Annotated in this window: 15 protein-coding genes; 5 read left to right on the top strand and 10 right to left on the bottom strand. The window is 75.4% G+C overall.

All coding sequences use genetic code 11. The features are described from left to right. Positions 1–1,521 (bottom strand): type VII secretion protein EccB, encoded by a 1,521-nt coding sequence (gene eccB / locus AQJ30_RS27190; RefSeq protein ID WP_067239240.1) that lies wholly within the window; start codon positions 1,519–1,521, stop codon positions 1–3. Positions 1,522–1,897: 376 nt separating this feature from the next. Here eccB and eccE point away from each other — a divergent pair, with 376 nt between their 5' ends. The 3 genes from eccE (at position 1,898) to AQJ30_RS27170 (ending at position 7,645) form a co-directional block, all read left to right on the top strand. After that, the gene (gene eccE, locus AQJ30_RS27185) at positions 1,898–3,082 is read left to right on the top strand and encodes a type VII secretion protein EccE (RefSeq protein ID WP_067239239.1); all 1,185 of its coding nucleotides are present in this window, start codon (positions 1,898–1,900) and stop codon (positions 3,080–3,082) included. Then, positions 3,082–3,867 (top strand): hypothetical protein, encoded by a 786-nt coding sequence (locus AQJ30_RS27180; RefSeq protein WP_067239237.1) that lies wholly within the window; start codon positions 3,082–3,084, stop codon positions 3,865–3,867. The genes eccE and AQJ30_RS27180 overlap by 1 nt, the downstream gene beginning before the upstream one ends. A gap of 391 nt (positions 3,868–4,258) precedes the next feature. Beyond that, a complete protein-coding gene (locus tag AQJ30_RS27170; RefSeq protein WP_245727139.1) occupies positions 4,259–7,645 on the top strand; it encodes an SCO5717 family growth-regulating ATPase in 3,387 nt (1,128 codons plus the stop codon). A gap of 129 nt (positions 7,646–7,774) precedes the next feature. Here the strand turns inward: AQJ30_RS27170 and AQJ30_RS27165 are convergent, their stop codons facing one another. The 9 genes from AQJ30_RS27165 to rimP all read right to left on the bottom strand — a co-directional run bounded on the left by AQJ30_RS27165 (position 7,775) and on the right by rimP (position 19,638). Then, positions 7,775–8,731 carry a bifunctional riboflavin kinase/FAD synthetase gene (locus tag AQJ30_RS27165; protein ID WP_067239232.1) on the bottom strand — a complete coding sequence of 319 codons (957 nt, stop codon included), beginning with the start codon at positions 8,729–8,731 and terminating at the stop codon, positions 7,775–7,777. Between the two features lie 133 nt (positions 8,732–8,864). Further along, complete coding sequence (locus AQJ30_RS27160) at positions 8,865–12,410, bottom strand: S1C family serine protease (protein WP_067239230.1); 3,546 nt, start codon at positions 12,408–12,410, stop codon at positions 8,865–8,867. Positions 12,411–12,677: 267 nt separating this feature from the next. Beyond that, positions 12,678–13,583, bottom strand: a complete 906-nt coding sequence (truB, locus tag AQJ30_RS27155) for a tRNA pseudouridine(55) synthase TruB (RefSeq protein ID WP_067239228.1) — start codon at positions 13,581–13,583, stop codon at positions 12,678–12,680. After that, complete coding sequence (rbfA, locus tag AQJ30_RS27150) at positions 13,580–14,029, bottom strand: 30S ribosome-binding factor RbfA (RefSeq protein WP_067239227.1); 450 nt, start codon at positions 14,027–14,029, stop codon at positions 13,580–13,582. The genes truB and rbfA overlap by 4 nt, the downstream gene beginning before the upstream one ends. Positions 14,030–14,066: 37 nt before the next feature. After that, complete coding sequence (locus AQJ30_RS27145) at positions 14,067–14,360, bottom strand: DUF503 domain-containing protein (RefSeq protein ID WP_067239225.1); 294 nt, start codon at positions 14,358–14,360, stop codon at positions 14,067–14,069. A gap of 153 nt (positions 14,361–14,513) precedes the next feature. Then, complete coding sequence (gene infB / locus AQJ30_RS27140; RefSeq protein WP_067239223.1) at positions 14,514–17,606, bottom strand: translation initiation factor IF-2; 3,093 nt, start codon at positions 17,604–17,606, stop codon at positions 14,514–14,516. Positions 17,607–17,752: 146 nt separating this feature from the next. Next, positions 17,753–18,049 carry a YlxR family protein gene (locus tag AQJ30_RS37345; protein ID WP_079084325.1) on the bottom strand — a complete coding sequence of 99 codons (297 nt, stop codon included), beginning with the start codon at positions 18,047–18,049 and terminating at the stop codon, positions 17,753–17,755. Between the two features lie 90 nt (positions 18,050–18,139). After that, positions 18,140–19,138, bottom strand: coding sequence for a transcription termination factor NusA (gene nusA / locus AQJ30_RS27135; RefSeq protein ID WP_067239221.1), 999 nt, complete (start codon positions 19,136–19,138; stop codon positions 18,140–18,142). 2 nt (positions 19,139–19,140) lie between these two features. Continuing rightward, positions 19,141–19,638, bottom strand: coding sequence for a ribosome maturation factor RimP (gene rimP, locus AQJ30_RS27130; protein ID WP_067239220.1), 498 nt, complete (start codon positions 19,636–19,638; stop codon positions 19,141–19,143). 246 nt (positions 19,639–19,884) lie between these two features. Here rimP and AQJ30_RS27125 point away from each other — a divergent pair, with 246 nt between their 5' ends. Beyond that, positions 19,885–20,490: a hypothetical protein gene (locus AQJ30_RS27125; protein ID WP_067239218.1), complete on the top strand. Its 606-nt coding sequence runs from the start codon at positions 19,885–19,887 to the stop codon at positions 20,488–20,490. Further along, on the top strand, positions 20,487–20,984 hold the full coding sequence (locus AQJ30_RS27120; RefSeq protein WP_067239216.1) for a ferritin-like domain-containing protein: 498 nt from the start codon (positions 20,487–20,489) through the stop codon (positions 20,982–20,984). Before AQJ30_RS27125 ends, AQJ30_RS27120 begins: the two co-directional genes overlap by 4 nt. The last annotated feature ends 26 nt before the right edge of the window (positions 20,985–21,010 follow it).

The raw sequence follows: 21,010 nt of genomic DNA, 5'->3' as shown, positions 1-21,010 counted from the left end.
CTATGAGCCCTGCGGGAGGCGGGCCGCCGCCTCCGACAGGCGGGGGCCGGTCGGGAGGAACGTCGACCACTCCGCGGGGACCGGCGCCGGATCGACCGCCTCGTAGCCGAGCCGGGTCTGGGCGATCCGGGCCTCGCTCAGTTCCTCCCGGCGCTTCTCGGCCGAGGTGCCGACGCCCTGGTCGTCGGTCGCGCTGTCGCTGTTGGACTGCAGGGCGTAGCGCAGGCCCGTGTCGGTCACCAGGAAGACGGCGCCGGCCTTGGTCTCCGTGCCCTTGAACTGGCGGTACAGCTGGCCCGAGCCGGGCGTGACGTACGTGCTGGAGGAGCCGGTGGCCAGCGGGGCGGGGAAGCCGGTGCCCGCCCAGGTGGACAGGGTCGTGCGGCCGCTCCTGGCGTCCACCGAGCGCAGGACGCTGCAGACGGTGCCGCGGCCGGTGGCGCCGCCGGGTGTGTTGACGGTCCTCGGGCGGTACGACGGCCAGTCCTTCTCCCCCGCGAACGCCGTGCTGTCGGCGACCGCGCCCGGGCTGACCTGCCGCGCCTCGCCCGCCTGTCCGACGGCGAGCAGGGCGCCGCTGTTGAGCAGCAGGGTCGCGGTGAACTCGGTGACGCGGACCACCCGGCCGGGCAGGACCACGTAGTACTGCATGACCGAGCCGTCGTAGGCCTTGATGACCATGCCGACCCGGTCGTACGCCCCGAGGCCGGCGGAGGCGTGCGCCGGGGCGCCCGGGATGCCGTCGATGTGCGGGACGGACACCGGGTCGCCCTGGTGGAGCGTGTCGAGCCAGTCCTGGGAGACGCGCTGCGGGGCGCGGCCGCGCGTGTCGAGCGCCTTCAGCAGTTCCCGGTCGGACGGGTCGGTCAACCGGTATGCGGTGCCCCCGGCGTCGACGACGTACCGCGTCGTGCCGTCCGGACCGACGACGTACAGCAGGTCGCCCCCGGAGAGCTTCCCGCCGCCCTCCGTGCGCTGCCACTCCTTCCCGGCGAGGACGAAGGCCGCCTTCTGGAGGGCGCGGCCGCCGTCGGCGGGGCGTTCGCAGACCGCCCAGCGCTTGGCGCGGGCCGCCTCGTCGGCGGACGGGAGGCGGTCGGGCGCGTACGGGATGCCGATCGTCGCGCCGTGCGGGGGCTCACCGCTGTCCAGGACCTTCTCGTCGACCGTGAGGACGCTGCTGCCGGGCTTCAGCAGCAGCCGGGCGGAGGCCATGTTGAGCACGGGGTGCAGCTGGGCCTTGCCGTCCGTCCTCAGCACGACGTAGCGGGTGGTGGAGTCGCTGGCCACGATGACGTGCTCCTCCGGCGCGTCCCAGCCCTTGGGCGCCGTCGGGCTGAACAGGCCGATCGCCCCGAACACCGCGAGCACCACCACCCCGACGACGACACTCGGGACGACCGCGCCGAGGGGCCTGGGCGCGCCCTCCTCCGAGCCGGACGGCGACGGCTGGAGGAAGGACGCGAGGAGGCGGCGCTTCGCGAAGGTGTAGGCGTTGAGTTCGTCGCGCCGTGATGCCATCTGTGTCCGCTCTCTCCCCGTGCGGAGTGGTGGAGGCCCGGCCGGGCCCGGCGGGAGGCCCGCCCCCGCCCTCGCCCGCCTCGCGGGCCCGCGCTGTCAGACCCGGCCCCTACTATGCCTGTTGGGTGGTACCGCGTGCGGCACCGGTAGGGTGCTCTGGCCCTGCCGGGCGGTGGGCGCGCGGATGTTCACGAGAGTTCGGGGGGGATGGGTGATGGCCTTCGCACCACCGGGCCGGTCGCGATCGCAACCGGGGGCCCCGTCCGCTGTGCGGCCGGGCGGCATCACGGGTAGGGGCGCCGACGGGTCCGGTGTCGTCGGGCACTCCGTCTCGCCGCACCTGACGACGCGCACGGGGCGCGGAGGTTCGTTCGTCGTGCAGCGGCTGGTGCTGCTGGAGGTGGCGGCCGCGCTCGTGGTGTGCGGGTGGCTCGGCGGGCCGGTCGCGCTCGTACCGGCCGGCGTGGCCGCCGCCGCGCTCGTGGCCCTCGCGCTCGTACGGCGTCGTCGGCGCTCCCTGCCGGAGTGGCTGGTCAACGCGGCGGCGCTGCGCGGGCGTCGGCGCCTGGCCGCCCGCAGCGCCGTGCCGCCGGGCACCGACTCCGGCTTCGCGCCCGCCGTCGAGTGCGACCCGAACCTGCGGACGTACCGCCACGCCCGGGAGGGCGAGCAGCGGCCCGTCGGCATGGTGGGCGACGGCGGCTTCCTGACGGTGGTGCTCCAGGTCGAGTCGGACACCGGGGCGTTGCGAGCCGAGCGGGGGCTGCGGCCCCTGCCGCTCGGCCTGGTGCGCGACGTGCTCGACGTCGACGGGATACGCCTGGAGTCGGCCCAGGTGGTCGTGCACACCCAGGCCGCGCCGGCCCCGCACCTGCCGCAGCAGTCGCTCGTGGTCACCAACTACCAGGGTCTGCTGGCCCGGACGGCGGCACCGGCGGTGCGCATCGTGTGGATCGCGCTGAAGCTCGACCCCGAGCTGTGCCCCGAGGCGGTCGCCGCGCGCGGCGGCGGCCTGCTGGGGGCGCAGAAGTGCCTGGTCCGCTCGGCCGACCACCTGTCGAGCCGGCTGACCGGTGCGGGCTTCCGGGTGACCGTCCTCACCGAGGAGGAGCTGTCGGCGGCGATCGCCACGTCGGTGTGCGCCAACCCGATGGTGACCGCCCAGGCGGCCGCGCAGGACGAGCCCGGCGCGGTGCCCCGGCGGCGCACCGAGGAGTCGGGCGACAGCTGGCGCTGCGACAACCGGCGGCACACCACGTACTGGGTGCGCCGCTGGCCGGCGCTCGACGGTTCCGCCGGCGGGCTGCCGCAATGGGTGGCCCGGCTGACCTCCGTACTGGCGCCGGCCACGACGTTCAGCCTGACGCTGGGCCGGGGCGGGCACCGGGAGGTGACCGTCAGCGGACACGTGCGGGTCACGGGACGCAGCAGCAACGAGCTGGCGGCAGCCCGCCAGGAACTGGAGCGCGCCGCGCGCGAGACGCGCACCGGCCTCGTGCGCCTGGACCACGAACAACTGCCCGGCGTCCTCGCGACCTTGCCGCTCGGAGGCACCCGCTGATGAACCCGGCCACGCATCCCGGCGCCCCTCCCCGCCCCGCGCCCGTGCCCGCCTCCGCTCCCCCGGCCCCGGGGCTCCGGCAGCGGCTGCGGACCGGGTTCGGTCTGCTCGGTCCCCGGCATCCGCGGCACACCCTCACCTTCGACCAGGTCGACGCGCTGGCCCTGCCCCTCGGGGACGACGGTGTCGTCGCGGGCGTCAACGCGGCGGGTCAACCCGCCGTCCTGGGATTCAACCGACCCACGCCCTACGACATCGTTCTCATCGGCAGCCTGTGGACCGCGCAGGTCCTGGCGCTGCGCGCCACGGCGACCGGCGCGCGGGTCGCCGTGGAGACCGGCCGCCCGCAGCACTGGGCCCAGCTGGTCCAGGCCGTCGGCGGCGGACAGGCCGGGATGACCGTGCACGACGTGGGGCGCGTGCCGCCGCAGGGCGCCTCCGCGGGCGCGCCGGTGCTGGTGGTCCGGGACTGCGGCATGCGTCCGCCGCGCGGGCGGGTGACGTCGGCGCCCTGGCAGGCGGTCCTCACCCTGCTGCCGTACCTGAGCCCGGTGGCGCCCCGGCTGATGCGCCAGGCCCTCCTGGTGGGCGTGCAGCGGGTCTCGCCGGACGAGGCCCGGGAGATCGGCCGGGTCACGGGTCTGCCGCCCGCCGAGTACGAGGCCCTGCCGAACCTCCCCGACGGGCTCACCCTCTGGTGCGCCGGACAGGACCGGCAGTACGTGCTGACCCAGCCGACGGACGCCGAGGTGGGACTGCTGGGGGCGCCGCGACGAGTGGACTGAGAGGGACCGAGGAGCGGACCGGGGAGGATCGAGGAGCGGACCGACGGGAACGGGACGCGGGCCGGCGCGCCGTCCGGGACCCGGGACCGAGCTCCAGTCCCTTTTGTGGCCTTACGAGTTGTACGTACGGCTTTGCAGTGCCCGGCGTGACGGAGCGGACCGCTGCGCGGGAGCGGGCGGGCCTGACGGGTCGGGGCTACTGGTGATTAGGCTGGGACAGGGCGCGCTGCCAGTACCCGTGGAGAGGTGGTCCGCGTCCCAGGGGGAGAGCCGGTGGACCGCGTCGCGCACCGCTCGGAACTGCCTCGGATTCGCAGCACTTCGGACGATACGAACGACACATGGTCGCCCCGGCACGGCAGGAGAGGGGCCGACCGCACCAGGAGGAATTGTGAGCAGCGATCGGGACGGGATCCGCGGGGGCTGGGCCACACCCGGCGATGACCAGCCCGACGCGGAGTCCGGCATCGAGATGACGGGCGAGTTCACCATCGACTACGCACCACCGGCGTGGTACACGCAGAACGCCTCCGGGGACTCCGGTTCCGGGAGCACTGCGGACGGGTCGGCGGAGACGGCCCCCGAGGAGGCGACCTCCGGGGCGGAGGCCTCCGGGGCGGGGGCCTCCGGGGCGTGGGCCGGGGCGGGGGCCGGGGCGGGGGCCCAAGGTGGACAGGCCGCCGTGCCGCCGCCCATGCCCGCCGCGACGCACTCTCCTGCTCCGGTGCCGGCTCCTGCTCCGGCTCCGTTCCAGCCGGCACCGCTCACACCGCCCGCGCAGGCCCCGCAGCCCGCTTCTCCCCTGCCGCACACGCCCGGGGTGCCGTTCCCGCCCGGGCCGCCCGCGCAGGCCGCTCCGCCTTCGTCGCTGCCGCAGGGTGCCTACGTGCCTCCCCCGGCCGTCCCGGCACCCGACGTGCCGTTCCCTCCGGGGTTCGAGCCGCAGCAGCCGCCACAGCCGCCGCAAGCGGCACAGGTGCAGCCCCAGCAGCCGCCCCAGGCGGCACCCGCGGCGCAGCCGCAGGCGCCCCCCGCCCGGTCCACGGCCCAGCCCCCGGCCCCGCCCGCTGCGGAGCCCATGGCTCCGGTCGCCGGGGACGAGGACGACGGTGACCTGGAAAGCGGGGCCACCATGAAGTTCGCGCCGGCCGCCCTCAAGCGGGAGTTCGCCGACCTCGCCGCCGCCACCGAGGGGGTCCAGGCCCTGGCCGCCGCCACAGAGGAGAAGGCCGAGGAGCGCGAGGGGTCGGAGCCGACCGGTGCGGAGGAGGAGCCGACGCCTGCCGACGCTCGGAACGACGGCCAGGACGCCGGCGCCGACACCAGCGCGAACACCGACGACTCCGCCACGTCCGCTCCGTCCACCGCGTCCGCCGAGACGGCACCGGCCGAGGCGGCGCCCGACGCCTCCGTCCCCGCCGTCCCCTCCGGCACGCCGGACGCCCGGAACGAGGACTCCCCCGCGCCCGACGCGGCCGACCCCGCCGACGACCACACGGCCCCCTCCGCCGCGGAGGAGACCTCCCAGCCGGAGCCCGCGCCCGCCGCCCCGGAGGCCCCTGCCCCCGGCCCCGCCGCCGACGCCCACCCCGGTTGGGCTCCCCCGCCCGCGCCGTCGGCCGACGTGCCGCCGCTGCCGCCGTCGTACCAGCCCGCCGCCCCCGCACCGGCCGCCCAGTGGCCCGCCCAGCAGCAGCCGCCGGCGCAGCCGCAGCCGCCGCAGTTCGAGGACGCGCCCGCACCGCAGCAGCCCGTGCACCCGCAGGCACCCGCGCCCGCGCCGCCCGCCTGGAACCAGGCCCCGTCACCCGAGCCCACCCCGGCCGGTTACGGCTTCCCGCAGCCGCCCGCCCCGCAGGCCCAGCCCCAACCGCAGCCGTCCCAGGCCCAGCCCCATCAGGCGCAGCAGCCCGGCCCGCCCAACTCCCAGCCGGGCTACGGCTTCCCGCACCAGGCGCAGCCCAACGCCCCGCACACACCCGGCGCGTACGGCTTCCCGCAGCCCGGTCCCACGCCGCCCGCCACCCCCGCCGACGGTTACGGCTTCCCCCAGCAGCCCCAGCCGCAGCCACAGACCCCGTCACAACCGCAGCCCCAGCCGCAGCCGCAGGCCCAGCCCACCCCCCCTGCCCAGCAGGACGGTTACGGCTTCCCCCAGCCCGGCCCCGCGCAGCCGCCGCAGCCCACCGCGCCCGTGGACCCGCGGACCGGTGCCGCCTGGCCGCAGCCCATCCGGCACGACCAGCGCCAGCCGGTGAACCCCGGCGCCGCCCCGCTCGGATACACCGCGGCCGTGGAGCTGTCGTCCGACCGGCTGATCAACAAGAAGCAGAAGGCGAAGAGCGGCCGGCCCGCTGCCGCCGCCTCCCGCTTCAAGCTCGGCGGGAAGAAGGAAGAGGCCGAGCGGCAGCGGAAGTTGGAGCTGATCCGCACGCCGGTGCTGTCCTGCTACCGCATCGCCGTCATCAGCCTCAAGGGCGGCGTCGGCAAGACCACCACGACCACCGCCCTCGGTTCCACCCTCGCCTCCGAACGCCAGGACAAGATCCTCGCGATCGACGCCAACCCGGACGCGGGCACCCTCGGCCGACGGGTGCGCCGGGAGACCGGGGCCACCATCCGTGACCTCGTCCAGGCGATCCCGTACCTCAACTCCTACATGGACATCCGGCGGTTCACGTCCCAGGCGCCCTCGGGACTGGAGATCATCGCCAACGACGTCGACCCGGCCGTGTCCACGACGTTCAACGACGAGGACTACCGGCGCGCGATAGACGTGCTCGGCAAGCAGTACCCGGTCATCCTCACCGACTCGGGCACCGGCCTGCTCTACAGCGCCATGCGCGGGGTGCTGGACCTCGCCGACCAGCTCATCATCATCTCCACGCCGTCGGTCGACGGGGCGAGCAGCGCCAGTACGACGCTGGACTGGCTGTCGGCGCACGGGTACGCGGACCTCGTCTCCCGTTCCCTCACCGTCATCTCGGGTGTCCGCGAGACCGGCAAGATGATCAAGGTCGAGGACATCGTGGCGCACTTCGAGACGCGCTGCCGGGGCGTCGTGGTCGTGCCGTTCGACGAGCACCTCGCGGCCGGTGCCGAGGTCGACCTCGACATGATGCGGCCGAAGGTGCGGGAGGCGTACTTCAACCTCGCAGCGATGGTCGCCGAGGACTTCGTGCGGCACCAGCAGGCCCACGGCCTGTGGACGAGCGACGGCAACCCGCCCCCGGTGGCCGCCCCGCCCCTGCCGGGCCACCCGGTCCAGGGCCAGCCGATGCCGGGTCAGCCCGGGCCGGGTCAGCCGATGCCGGGTCAGCCCGGGCCGGGTCAGCCGATGCCGGGCCCGGTCCCGGGTCAGTCGTACCCGCAGCAGGGCGCCCAGCCGTACCCCCCGCAGCAGCCCTACCCCCAGGCCTCCCCCTACTCCCAGCCGCCCCAGCCCGGACACCAGGGCCAGCCCGGACACCAGGGTTACCCCGGACACCCCGCCCAGCCCGCGCCCCCCGGTCAGCCCTACGGCCAGCCGTACCCCCCGCAGCCGGGCCAGCAGCCGTACCCGCAGGCAGCCCCGCCGGCCCAGCCCGGCTACCCGCAGCCGCCCCACGGCGCCCCGGCGGGCCACGGGCAGGGTCAGGCCCACCCCCAGCCCCACCCCCAGGCCCACGGCCAGGAGCCGGACCACGGCCACGCCCCGGACCACGGTCAGGCCCCGCACTACGGCCAGACCCCGGGTGACGGCCAGACCCCGCCCCCGCCACCCCCGCAGCACCAGTAAGCGGCAGGGCGGCCGCGGGCCCCGGCCCGCGGCCCGGGAGCACGAGGGCGGCCGGTGTCGACACCGACACCGGCCGCCCTCACACGTTCCGTCACCGCTCCGCCGCACCCGCCACCCGGCGGGGCGGGCTCACCGCCCGGCCGACGCCTCCGCGACCAGTTCCTTGCAGCGCTTGACGTCCTCGGCCATCTGCTCCAGCAGGGCCTCCAGCGAGTCGAACTTCGCCTGGCCGCGCACGTACGCCAGGAAGTCGACGGCGACGTGCAGGCCGTACAGGTCGAGGCCGACGCGGTCGATGGCGTACGCCTCCACCGTGCGCTCGGTGCCGTCGAACTGCGGGTTGGTGCCGACGGAGATCGCGGCCGGCATCGCCTCGTCGCCCACGTGCAGCCAGCCGGCGTAGACGCCGTCGGCGGGGATGGCGGTGTGCGGCAGGGTCTCCACGTTGGCGGTGGGGAAGCCCAGTTCGCGTCCGCGCTGGGCGCCGCGGACGACCACGCCCTCCACCCGGTGCGGGCGGCCGAGGATCTCGGCGGCGCCGGTCACGTCGCCCGCCCCGACCAGGCGCCGGGTGAGCGTGGAGGAGAAGGGCTCACCGCCGCCGGCCTCGCCCGACACGTACAGGTCGACGACCTCGACCTCGAAGTCGTAGACGGTGCCCTGCTCGGCGAGGAACTCCACGTTGCCCGCGGCCCGGTGGCCGAAGCGGAAGTTGGGGCCCTCGACGACGGCCTTGGCGTGCAGCTTGTCCACCAGCACCTTGACGACGAAGTCGGCCGGGGACAGCTTCGAGAACTCGGTGGTGAACGGCAGGATCAGCACCGCGTCCACGCCCAGCTCGCCCATCAGCTCGGCGCGGCGGTGGTGCGGGGCGAGCAGCGGGGGGTGGCTGCCGGGGCGGACGACCTCGCTGGGGTGCGGGTCGAACGTCACCACGACGCAGGGGACGCCCAGCTCGCGGGCGCGGTCCACGGCGTGCTTGATGATCAGCTGGTGGCCGCGGTGGACCCCGTCGTAAGAGCCGATGGTGACGACGCTGCGCCCCCAGTCCTGGGGGATGTCCTCCAAGCCACGCCAGCGCTGCACTGTGACCGCTCCTCGAACCCGTGTCCGTATCTACCGTTGACCGATTGCGCAGGTCTAAGGGTGCCATGCCGGGTGCCCGCTGCCCGCATCGGCATGGAGGTGTGACCGGGCGCACGTGCGCACCCTCGCGAGGTCAGGCCGGGACCCGGACCCCCGCCAGGCTCTCGATCATCCGTCGGGTGCCGGGGCCGACCACCGCCGCCCACTCCTGCGGCTCCTCGGTCAGCCAGGCCGCCAACCGCGCGGCGAAGCCCGGGACGTGGCGGCCCAGGTCGACGACGTCCCGGTCGAAGCGGGCCGCGCCCTCGGGCGTGCGCACCAGGAGCAGCCCGACGCGGCGGACCAGGTCGCGCACGTGCGGGCCCTCCTGCGGGGCGGCCGCGTGCAGGGCGGCGGCGAGGACGGACGGCTCGCTCTCGTGCGCGAGCAGGAACGCGCGCAGCTCGGTCCGCAGCGGGCGCGACCGGGGGGCGCCCGGCGCGGTGAGCACGGCGGCCAGCGTCGCCCGGACCCGCTCGGGGCCGCCGTCCAGCAGCCCGGTGACCAGCGGGCGCAGGACGGGGCGGACGTCCGGCACCTCGTCCGGCCGGTCCAGTCGGCGGTCGACGTACGCGGCGATCTCCCCGGCCGCCTCCGGACGCTCCTCCAGCACGTCACGCACCACGCCGACGACCCGCCGGACCAGCGCGGGGACGACCCCGGTGACCCCGGTGGCCCCGGTGGGCGCGGTGGCCGCGGTGGCGGCGGTGGCCTCGATCAGGTCGCACAGCAGCCGGCCGGGGTCGGCGTCGCGGTGTCGCAGCCGCGCCCGGACGGTGTCGAGCACCGGCTCGGGGTGGGTGTCCAGGGCGGCGAGCAGCGCGCTCGGCGGCAGCTGCGGATCGCCCGTCAGGAAGTGCTCGACGGCCTGCGGGAGGTGGCGGGCGCGGGTGCGCGGGTCCCGTACGAGCAGGCCCAGCGCGCCGCCGTGCAGGGCGGCGTCGGCGGGGCGGGAGAGCAGGGCGAGGGCGGCGTGGCACAGCAGGTCGCGGTCGGCGTCGGTGCGGACGTGCGGGGCGGCGCGCAGTCCGTACGTCACCACGGCCACCCGGCGCGCGGGCCGCTCGTCGTGCGCCCACCGGTCGACGGCCCGGCACAGCGCGGACGGCTCCTCCTCGGCCAGCGCGTCGAGCAGCTCGTCGGCCCGGCGGTGCGCGCAGTCGGCCAGGACCTCGGTGAGGTCGTCCAGGGCCCGGTGCCGGTGGGTGTGCAGCAGGGCCTGCGCGGCCCTCGCGACGGTGGCGTGCGGCGTGGCGGGCAGCGGGCGCTCGTCGTCGAACCAGCGGGTGAGCTGCGCGGCCACGGCGGTGGGCGCGGTGGCGAGGAGCGCGGCCACGCCGTCCAGGTAGCGGGGTGCGTCGGTGTCCGGGGCGGGGTCGGCGAGGACGAGCCGGCGCAGGAGGTCCAGGCGGGTCTCCAAGGGGAGCCGCAGCCCGGCCCAGAAGGCGGGCCCGAACGCGTCGGGCCACGACGGCGGTCGTACGTCGATCCCGTCGGCCGAGTCCGTCGCGTCGGCCGCGTCACACTCCCCCTCCCCCGCTCCCTCGCACCGCCCCCGGACCGCCGCCGTACGGTCCGCCAGCAGCCGCAGGACGTCGGTGTACGGCGTCGCGTCCGGGACGCGGCGCAGGGTGTGGGCGAGCAGGCGGGGTGCCCACCAGCCCCCGGGGTCGGCGTCCGTCGCGTGGACCAGGTCGCGCAGCCGCTCGGCGAGGGCGCCCGGCCCGTGCTGGCGGGCGAGGTGCAGCAGCGCCTCGGTCACCGGGCCGATCCGGTGGTGCGGGACCGGCACCGGGTCGGATCCGGGCCCGTCGTCCTCCTCCTGGACGCGGGGACGGTGGACCAGGGCATGCAGGGCGCCGTCGAGGTCGAGGTGGAGGCCCTGGATCCAGTCGGCGAGGTCCTGGTGGGCGAAGCGGTAGCCGCTGCCGGCGGGCACGAGCAGGCCCTCGGTGAGGACGGCGGACGCCCAGCCGGTGCCGCCGCCCAGACGGGCGGGGGCCGGGCCCCAGGCAAACCCCGCCTCGAACGTCTCCCGGTCCAGCGCGCCCTGTCCGGGACCGAGGCTGCGCCGGGCGGCTTCGTGGACCTGTCCGGCCACCCGGGCGGCGAGGCGGCGCACGGCCGTGCCGCGCAGGCGGTTCTCCGCGGCGAGGCGCACGGCGACCCGCAGGCACATCAGGTCGAGGTGGGCCGCGAACACGTCGTCCCGGTCGAGGGGGCCGGGCGGGCAGGAGCCGTCGGGCAGGGCCGTCAGGACCTCGGAGAGCAGCCGCAGGGTGAGGGGGTGGCGGGTGTCGGCGTCGCCCAGGGCGCCGTCGGGGATGCCGTGGCGGGTGCGGGCCAGGGCAGCCTCCTCGGGCGTGAGGTCGGGCAAGGGCACATGGGGAACGGGGTGCCGGGCACCGCCGTGCAGCATCCCCCGCGGGAATTCCGTCCCCGCTGCCTCCCAGTACTCCGGTCCGCAGCCCAGCACCAGCCGTGCCCCCGTCTCCTCCAGCCAGCGCGCGGTGGCGCGGGTCCAGTCGGCCGGGCGGAGGGCCGGGGGCATCTCCTCGGGGCCGTCGAGGACCAGCAGGAGCGGGCGGCCGGACGCCGTCGCCAGCCGGGCCAGGCGGTCCGGGCCGAGGTCGCCGAGGTCCGCTGGGGTCGTCCCGTGCGACGCGGCCACGACCCGGGCGGCCCGGGCGAGGGCGCGGCGCGCGGCGTCGGCGAGCGAGGTGTCCGCGGGCTCCAGGTCGGCGCCGCGCAGCCACAGCGTGGGGGCGGGTTCCGCGCCCCGGGCGCGCCGGGCGGCGAGCGCCGCGAGTTCCGTCGTACGGCCGCTGCCGGGCCGGCCGACGAGGGCGAGGACCGGGGTGTCGCCGGCCAGGAAGGCGGCCACCTCGTTCCGCACGGCCGGGCGCTCGACGGGGTCCGGGCGTCCGGCGGCCGGGTGGCCGGGGAGCGTGCCGGGCGGGCCGTCGGAGCCGAGGGCGGTGGCGGTGAGTTCCAGGACGCCCGCGAGACCGAGGTCCGCGCCGTACGCCGGGACGGTCGCGGCGTTGCGGGCGAGCAGGTCGGCGAGTGGGCCGGTCGCGGGGCGCAGCGGCACGGCGAAGCCGGTCTCGCTGTGGCCCGACCGCAGGGCGGTGCCGACGACGCCCACCACGGCGCCGGTGCGCGCGTCGAGGACCGGGCCGCCGGCCGCTCCCCCGCCGAGGCGCAGCGCGTCCCGGCCGGCCGTGCCGATCGCCAGTTCCAGCACGTCCTCGACGACGTGGACGCGGTCGGTGGCGGTGTACGTCACGGAGGCCGACGCCAGGACGCGCGCCTCGCGCCAGCAGCCGGCGAGGAGCCGTACGTAGGTGCCGGCGTCGACCCGGTCGCGGGCGGTGACCGGCAGCGGGGGCGCGTCCAGGCCCTCGGTGCGGATCAGGGCGAGGTCCTGCTCGGGGAGGGGGGTGACCGCGTCCGCGGCGACCTCGACGGTGCGGTCGTCGGCGGTGAGAAGGACCAGCCGGGGCAGTCCGTCGACCGCTTCGTGGCTGGTGACGACGGTGCCGTGGTGGTCGGCGACGAAGCCGGCGCCACGGGGGCGGCCGGCGAGGTCCCGGACGCGGACCAGGGCGGCGTCGGGGAGTGGGACGGCTGCCGTCATCGTCGTACCTCCCGCCACGCCCGCGTACTCGTCCTCGACGGTAGGCGGGAAACGATCAGCGGGACAGGGCGGCCGGCGAACGCGCCCCCCTGCGCTCCCTCGGTTCACTCCGAGCGCCCGCCCGGGCGGGTGAAGGTGCTGGGGCACTTGGACAGACCCTGGGTGTGGGGGAACCGAGGGGGGACCGTGGAGCGGCGGGGGCGCACCCCGTGTCCGCCGCTCCACGGGGGAGCGGACCCCGTCCGGGCGTGCGGCCCGGCGTGCGGTTCAGGCCAGCACGGCCAGGCTCTTGGCCTTGCCCTTCTGTTCCTCGACCAGCGCCAGGAAGCGGCCCTCGGGGTCGAAGACGGCGACCGGGCCGGCGCCCGCGTACTCCTCGGGCATCTCCAGGCGGACGCCATTGGTGAGCAGCCGGGCGCGCTGGGCGTCGACGTCCCAGCGGGTGAAGGCCGCGGCGGCGGCCTCGGCGACCGGCATCACCGTCAGCTCCTCCTGGAGCTGGTCCAGCGTCCGGGCCGCGTCCAGCCCGTAGGGGCCGACGCGGGTGCGGCGCAGGGCCGTCAGGTGGCCGCCGGTGCCCAGGTCGGCGCCGAGGTCGCGGGCCAGGGCCCGGATGTAGGTGCCGGAGGAGCAGACGACCGAGACGACCAGGTCGAGGACGGGGGTGCCGTCCTCGGCGACGGCGTCGCGGACGTCGTGCACCGTGAAGGAGGAGATGGTCACCGGCCGGGCGGGGATCTCGAAGTCCTCGCCCTCGCGGGCCCGCTTGTACGACCGCACGCCGTCGATCTTGATGGCGCTGACCTTGGACGGGACCTGCATGATGGCGCCGCTGAGCTTGGCGATGCCGGCGTCGATGGCGTCCCGGGTGACCCGGGAGGCGTCGGCGCGGGCGGTGATCTCGCCCTCGGCGTCGTCCGTCAGGGTCGTCTGGCCGAGACGGATGGTGCCCAGGTACTCCTTCTCGGTGAGGGCGAGGTGCCCGAGGAGCTTGGTGGCCCGCTCCACGCCGAGGACGAGGACGCCCGTCGCCATCGGGTCGAGGGTGCCGGCGTGGCCGACGCGGCGGGTGCGGGCGATGCCGCGCATCTTGGCCACGACGTCGTGCGAAGTGAAGCCCGACGGCTTGTCGACGATGACGAGGCCGTCGGGCGCGGTGGTCCTGCGGTTCATTCGGTGGTGTCGTCCGTCTCGTCGTCACCGGGCTTGCGGTAGGGGTCGGCCTCGCCGGCGTACCGGGCGCCCGCGGACGCCTCGCGCACCTGCTGGTCGGACTGGCGCGCCCGGTCGAGGAGGTCCTCGATGGTGCGGGCGTTGTCCGGCAGGGCGTCGGCGACGAAGGCGAGCGTGGGCGTGAACTTCACGCCGGCCGCGCGGCCGACCTCGGAGCGCAGGATGCCCTTGGCGCTCTCCAGGCCCGCGGCCGCGGCCGCCCGCTCCTCCTCGCCCCCGTACACCGTGTAGAAGACGGTCGCCTCCCTGAGGTCACCCGTGACCCGGGTGTCCGTGATGGTGACGTGCGAGCCGAGGCGCGGATCCTTGATCCCGCGCACCAGCTTCTGGGCCACCACCTCTCGGATGAGGTCCGCCAGCCTCTTAGCCCGCGCGTTGTCGGCCACTGGTCGTCTCCCGTTCTTTCTTTTCCGTGTTGCACAGTCAGTCGTCGTCGCCGTGGAACTTGCGCCTCACCGAGAGCAGCTCCACCTCGGGGCGCCCGGCGACCAGCCGTTCGCACCGGTCCAGCACGTCGGTCACGTGCCCCGCGTCGCCGGCCACCACCGCCAGGCCGATGCCGGCCCTGCGATGGAGGTCCAGGTGGTCCACCTCGGCGGCGCTCACCGCGTACTTGCGCTGGAGCTCGGCGACGATCGGGCGGACGACGGAGCGCTTCTCCTTCAGCGACCGTACGTCGCCGAGCAGGAGGTCGAAGGACAGGGTCCCCACATACATGTGTGTCCGGATGACCCGCCGGTACGGGATGGAGGGGCCCGCCGAACGATCGGCGGGGACACCAGCACCGTACAACGAACGGCCGGGGCCGATCGACGGAAATTACTCTCCGTCGACCGGCCCCGGACCGGACCGTCCCGGAAGCCCGGGCGCTTACGCGCGCGGCTTCTCGCGCATCTCGTACGTCGCGATGACGTCGTCGACCTTGATGTCGTTGAAGTTTCCGAGGTTGATACCACCCTCGTAGCCTTCGCGGATCTCGGTGACGTCGTCCTTGAAGCGACGCAGACCCTCGATGTTGAGGTTCTCCGCGATGACCTTGCCGTCGCGGATGAGGCGCGCCTTGGTGTTGCGCTTGACCTCGCCGGAGCGGATGAGGACACCCGCGATGTTGCCCAGCTTGGACGAGCGGAAGACCTCGCGGATCTCCGCCGTACCGAGCTCGACCTCTTCGTACTCCGGCTTGAGCATGCCCTTGAGGGCCGCCTCGATCTCCTCGATCGCCTGGTAGATGACCGAGTAGTACCGGACGTCCACGCCCTCGCGCTCGGCCATCTGCGCCGCGCGGCCGGCCGCGCGGACGTTGAAGCCGATCACGATGGCGTCGGAGCCCATCGCCAGGTCGATGTCGGACTCCGTGACCGCACCGACGCCGCGGTGCAGGACGCGGATGTCGACCTCTTCGCCGACGTCCAGCTGGAGCAGCGAGGACTCGAGGGCCTCGACCGAACCGGAGGCGTCACCCTTGATGATCAGGTTCAGCTGCTGGACCTCGCCGGCCTTGAGCACCTTGTCCAGGTCCTCCAGCGACACGCGGCGCGTGCGCTTGGCGAACGCGGCGTTGCGCTCACGGGCGGCGCGCTTCTCGGCGATCTGACGGGCCGTACGGTCCTCGTCGACCACCAGGAAGTTGTCACCCGCACCCGGGACGTTGGTCAGGCCCAGGACCTGGACCGGCGTCGAGGGGCCGGCCTCGGCGACGTTGTTGCCGTTGTCGTCGAGCATGGCGCGCACGCGGCCGTAGGCGTCGCCCACCACCATCGTGTCGCCGACCCGCAGGGTGCCGCGCTGGACGAGGACCGTCGCCACGGCACCACGGCCGCGGTCGAGGCGGGACTCGATCGAGATGCCCTGCGCGTCCTGGTTCGGGTTGGCCCGCAGGTCGAGCGAGGCGTCGGCCGTCAGGATCACGGCCTCCAGCAGCGAGTCAATGTGCAGACCCTGCTTGGCGGAGATGTCGACGAACATGGTGTCGCCGCCGTACTCCTCGGCCACCAGGCCGTACTCGGTCAGCTGACCGCGCACCTTGGTCGGGTCGGCGCCCTCGACGTCGATCTTGTTGACCGCGACGACGATCGGGACGTCGGCCGCCTTGGCGTGGTTGAGCGCCTCGACCGTCTGCGGCATGACGCCGTCGTTGGCCGCGACGACCAGGATCGCGATGTCGGTCGACTTCGCACCACGGGCACGCATGGCGGTGAACGCCTCGTGACCCGGGGTGTCGATGAAGGTGATCTTGCGCTCTTCGTCGTTGACCTCGGTCGCGACCTGGTAGGCACCGATGTGCTGGGTGATGCCGCCGGCCTCGCCCGCGATGACGTTCGTCTTGCGGATGGCGTCGAGCAGTCGGGTCTTGCCGTGGTCGACGTGACCCATGACGGTGACCACCGGCGGACGGACCACCAGGTCGTCCTCGTCGCCCTCGTCCTCGCCGAACTCGATGTCGAAGGACTCGAGCAGCTCGCGGTCCTCCTCCTCCGGGCTGACGATCTGAACCGTGTAGTTCATCTCGTCCGCGAGGAGCTGGAGGGTCTCGTCGGAGACGGACTGGGTCGCGGTGACCATCTCGCCGAGGTTCATCATGACCGCGACGAGCGACGCCGGGTTGGCGTTGATCTTCTCCGCGAAGTCGGTGAGCGACGCGCCGCGGGAGAGGCGGATCGCCTCGCCGTTGCCGCGCGGCAGCATCACGCCGCCGACGCTCGGGGCCTGCATCGCCTCGTACTCCTGGCGACGCTGCCGCTTCGACTTGCGGCCACGACGCGCCGGACCGCCGGGACGGCCGAAGGCGCCCTGCGTGCCACCACGGCCACCGGGACCGCCGGGACGGCCGCCGAAGCCGGGACGGCCACCGCCGCCGCCGCCGGGACCGCCGCCGAAGCCGCCACCGCCACCCGGGCGACCGGCGAAACCGCCGCCGCCACCCGGACGGGCACCGCCGCCACCGCCACCGGGACGGCCGGCGAAGCCGCCGCCACCGGGACGGGCGCCGCCGCCACCGCCGGGACGACCCGCACCGCCGGGACCGCGACCGCCGCCGGGGCCGGGACGCGGGCCGGCAGCGGGACGCTGCGGCATCATGCCCGGGTTGGGACGCGGACCGGCCGGGCCGGGACGCGGACCGCCCTGCGGACGGGGCATGCCCGCCGGGGACGGACGGTTGCCGCCGGGAGCCTGCGGACGCGGACCGCCGCCCTGGGCGCCGGGCGCCTGGGGACGGGGGCCGGTGCCGGGGGCACCACCGGGGCCGCCGGGACGCTGGGCGCCCTGCGGACGGGGCGCCTGCGGGCGCGCCATGCCGGCGTTGCCGCCGGAGGTGAAGGGGTTGTTGCCCGGACGCGGGCCGGCCGGACGGGCACCGGGACGCGGCGCGCCGCCACCGGGGCGGTTGCCGCCCTGTGCGGCGGCCGGACGCGGGGCCTGGCCGCCCTGCTGGCCGGAGGACGGGCGGTTGCCGCCCTGGGCGCCACCCGGACGCGGGGCGCCGGGACGCGCGCCACCGGAGGGGCGCGAGGCGTTCTGGGCCGGGGCCGGGGCTGCCGGCGGAGCGGTGAACTCCGGGGCGGCCGGGGCGGGACGCGGCGCGGGCTTGGGACCCGGCACCGGACGCGGACCCGGAGCGGGCGTGGACGCGGGCGCCGCCGGAGCGGCGGGGGGCGTCTGGGCCGCGGCGGGCTTGGGGGCCGGCGGCCGCGGGGCGGCCGGGCGGTCACCCGCCGGGGAGGTGCTCCCACCCTGCGCCGGGGACGGCGCGGCGGGCCTGGGAGCGGCCTTGCGGGGGGCGGGCTTGGCGGACTTGCCGTTGCCACCGGCCTGCAAGGCGTCGGTCAGCTTGCGTACAACGGGCGCTTCGATGGTCGAAGACGCCGAACGGACGAATTCACCGAGTTCCTGGAGCTTGGCCATGACGACCTTGCTCTCGACACCGAACTCCTTGGCGAGTTCGTAGACCCGGACCTTAGCCACTTCGCTCCTTTGAGGTCCGGGTTGCGTCCGGACCGTCGCTAGTTCATGGGCGTACTCATCGCGTACTCATCGAGTGCTCATCGCAATCTCGACCTGCTTTCGACTCGCGAGGTACCTGGGCCGCGCGGGGTTCCGCACGACACTCCTTACGGTGTTGCCTGCTCGGCAACGGTCGTCTGCTCGACGTGTTGACGCAACGCCTTTGTGTCGAGCGGTCCCGGGACGCGCAGTGCCCGCGGGAACGCCCGGCGGCGTACCGCCTGGTCGAGACAGACCAGGGCGGGGTGCACATAGGCACCCCGGCCGGGCAGCGTACCGCGAGGATCGGGGACGCACGCGTCCCCGACCGCCACGATGCGCAGCAGATCAGTTTTGGCCGCTCGCTCCCGGCACCCCACACAGGTGCGTTCCGGGCATGCTCGGGCGGGCGTCCGGCCAGACACTGTTTAGTCTACCTCCCCGTACCGACCTCACCCCTTTGGGGCAAAGATCGAACGGCTGTTGTCGTATTCCTAGCGGCTCGCGGCTTGGATCTATTCCTCGCCCGCGCCGCCGGCCTGCTCGGTGTCGGGCCGGATGTCGATGCGCCAGCCGGTGAGACGGGCGGCGAGGCGGGCGTTCTGCCCCTCCTTGCCGATCGCCAGCGACAGCTGGTAGTCCGGCACGGTGACCCGGGCGGAGCGGGAGGCCAGGTCGACGACCTCGACCTTGGACACCCGGGCGGGCGACAGGGCGTTCGCCACCATCTCGGCCGGGTCGTCCGACCAGTCCACGATGTCGATCTTCTCGCCGTTCAGCTCGCCCATCACGTTGCGCACCCGGCCGCCCATGGGGCCGATGCAGGCGCCCTTGGCGTTCAGGCCCGAACGGGTGGACCGGACGGCGATCTTGGTGCGGTGGCCGGCCTCGCGGGCGATCGCGGCGATCTCCACGGAGCCGTCGGCGATCTCCGGCACCTCCAGGGCGAACAGCTTCTTCACCAGGTTGGGGTGGGTGCGCGACAGGGTGACCGACGGGCCGCGCACGCCCTTCGCCACCCGGACGACGTACGACCGCAGCCGCAGGCCGTGCGGGTACGTCTCGCCCGGGACCTGCTCCTGCACCGGCAGGATGGCCTCCAGCCGGCCGATGTCCACGAGCACGTTCTTCGGGTCGCGGCCCTGCTGGACCACACCGGTGACGATGTCGCCCTCGCGGCCGGCGTACTCACCGAGCGTCGCGTCGTCCTCGGCGTCGCGCAGCCGCTGCAGGATGACCTGCTTGGCGGTGGTCGCGGCGATCCGGCCGAAGCCGGACGGGGTGTCGTCGAACTCGCGGGGCTCCTGGCCCTCCTCGAGGTCGTCGGGGTCCTCCTTCGCCCACACGGTCACGTGGCCGGTCTCCCGGTCGAGCTGCACCCGCGCGTGCCGGCGGCTCCCGTCGGTCCGGTGGTAGGCGATGAGGAGGGCCGACTCGATCGCCTCGACCAGCAGGTCGAAGGAGATCTCCTTCTCCCGCACCAGGCCCCGCAGGGCGCTCATGTCGATGTCCACGGCTACGCCTCCTCTTCCTTCTTGTCCTTGCGGTTGAACTCGACCTGCACGCGCGCCCTGGCGATCTCCGGGAAGGCGAGCCGGCGGCCGGTGGCCCGGCGGCCCTTCACACCGGGGACCTCGACGTCCAGTCCCTCGTCGTCGACCGTCAGGATCCTGGCGACCAGGTCGCCGCCCTCGGCCAGCTGGAACTTCACGAGCCGGCCCGTGGCGCGCACGTAGTGCCGGTGCTCGGTGAGGAGGCGCTCCGCGCCCGGGGTGCCGACCTCCAGGTCGTACTCGCCGTCGCCCATCGCGTCCGTCTCGTCCAGCTTCGCCGAGAGCGCGCGGCTCACATCGGCGATCCGGTCCATGTCGGGCCCGGCGTCCGAGTCGACGACCACCCGCAGCACCCGCTTGCGTCCGACGGAGTCCACGGCGACCTCTTCGAGGTCCAGCCCCTGGGAGGTGACGAGGGGCTCCAGCAGCTCTCGCAGCCTCTCGCTCTGGGTGGTGCTCATCCGGGTGACTCCTCGGCCGCGTGTGCTGTTGTGGGATGGGGCGCGTGTCTGGTCAAAGGGTATCCGGTCGCGGGGAGTGATGCGTCCTGCCTCCGGCGGTCCGGCGCCCGTGCCCGGCGGGCCCGTGGGCCGGTCGGAGGGAGGTGCCGAGCCGGTGCCGTACCGCGCGGGGGTGCGCGGGTACCGTGATCACGGCGGGGTGACCTCCCGCCCGTGTGTTCGTACGAGCTCCCGAGGACGTCCGCCGTGCCGTACCCCCCACCGCCGCGCAGGTCCCCGGGACCGCGCAGAAGATCCCTGCTCGCCTCGGCCGCCGGGGCCGCCCTGCTGACGGGCTGCTCGTCGGACGCCGACGACACCTCGCGCGCGGAGCGCGACGGCGGCACCTCGTCGGCGGCCGAGCGCTCACGCGCGCGTGCGGCGCGGGACAGCGCGGCCCTGCTGGACCGTTACGACGCCGTCCTCGCCGTGCACCCGGCGCTCGCGGTGCGGCTGGCGCCGCTGCGGGCGGAGGTGCTGCGGCACGTGGAGGCGTTCGGGGGCGCCCGGGCGGCCGCCTCCCCCTCGGCACCGTCGTCGGCGGGGGCCTCCCCCACGGCACCGTCGTCGGCCGGGGCCTCGCCGTCGGCGTCGGCGACCGCCTCGGGACCGGCCGCCGGGCAGCCGTCGGCCGCCGCCGTGCCGGCCGATCCCCGGGCCGCGCTCGCCGGGCTGGCCGCCGCCGAGCGGACGCTGGCGGACGCCCGGACCACGCAGCTGCTCGGCGTGCCGGGCGAGCAGGCACGGCTGCTGGCGTCGGTGGCGGCGGCCGGCGCCGCGCACGTGTACCTGCTGACCGAGGGGGCGAAGTGAAGCGGGACGAGCAGGCCCTCCGGGCGCTCCAGGCGGCGCTGGCCGCCGAGCACGCGGCCGTGTACGGCTACGGCGTCGTCGGCGGCCGGATCGCCGAGGGGCGCCGCACCGAGGCCCGGGCCGCGTACGACGCGCACCGGGCGCGCCGGGACGCGCTGGCCCGGGAGGTGCGCGGCCTGGGGACCGAGCCGGTGGCGGCCGGCGCCGCCTACGCGCTGCCGTTCGCGGTGCCGGACGCCCCCACGGCCGTACGGCTCGCGGCGGAGCTGGAGGACCGCGTGGCCGGGGTCTACTCCGACCTGGTGCGGGCCACGACGGGCGCGCGGCGCCGGGAGGCCGCCGGGGCGCTCCGGGAGGCCGCGGTGCGGGCCGTGCGCTGGCGCGGCGGCAGCGTAGCCTTCCCTGGGCTCGCCGAACGGGCGGGCACGGACACGGGGGACGCCGGGCCGTCGGTGTCGCCGCCGGTGTCCGGTACGGCGCGTCCGACGGTGTGACGAGGAGCAGGAAGGGAACGACTCGC

Source organism: Streptomyces longwoodensis, assembly GCF_001514125.1.
Lineage (GTDB): Bacteria > Actinomycetota > Actinomycetes > Streptomycetales > Streptomycetaceae > Streptomyces > Streptomyces longwoodensis.
Note: the sequence above shows the minus strand (reverse complement) of the source record. Positions and strands in the feature narration are given on the sequence as shown.

Coding starts and splice junctions, on each gene's coding strand:
- AQJ30_RS27180 (WP_067239237.1), top strand. CDS start 3,082: ATGAACCCGGCCACGCATCCCGGCGCCCCTCCCCGCCCCGCGCCCGTG.
- eccB (WP_067239240.1), bottom strand. CDS start 1,521: ATGGCATCACGGCGCGACGAACTCAACGCCTACACCTTCGCGAAGCGC.
- AQJ30_RS27160 (WP_067239230.1), bottom strand. CDS start 12,410: ATGACGGCAGCCGTCCCACTCCCCGACGCCGCCCTGGTCCGCGTCCGG.
- AQJ30_RS27145 (WP_067239225.1), bottom strand. CDS start 14,360: ATGTATGTGGGGACCCTGTCCTTCGACCTCCTGCTCGGCGACGTACGG.
- truB (WP_067239228.1), bottom strand. CDS start 13,583: ATGAACCGCAGGACCACCGCGCCCGACGGCCTCGTCATCGTCGACAAG.
- rimP (WP_067239220.1), bottom strand. CDS start 19,638: ATGAGCACCACCCAGAGCGAGAGGCTGCGAGAGCTGCTGGAGCCCCTC.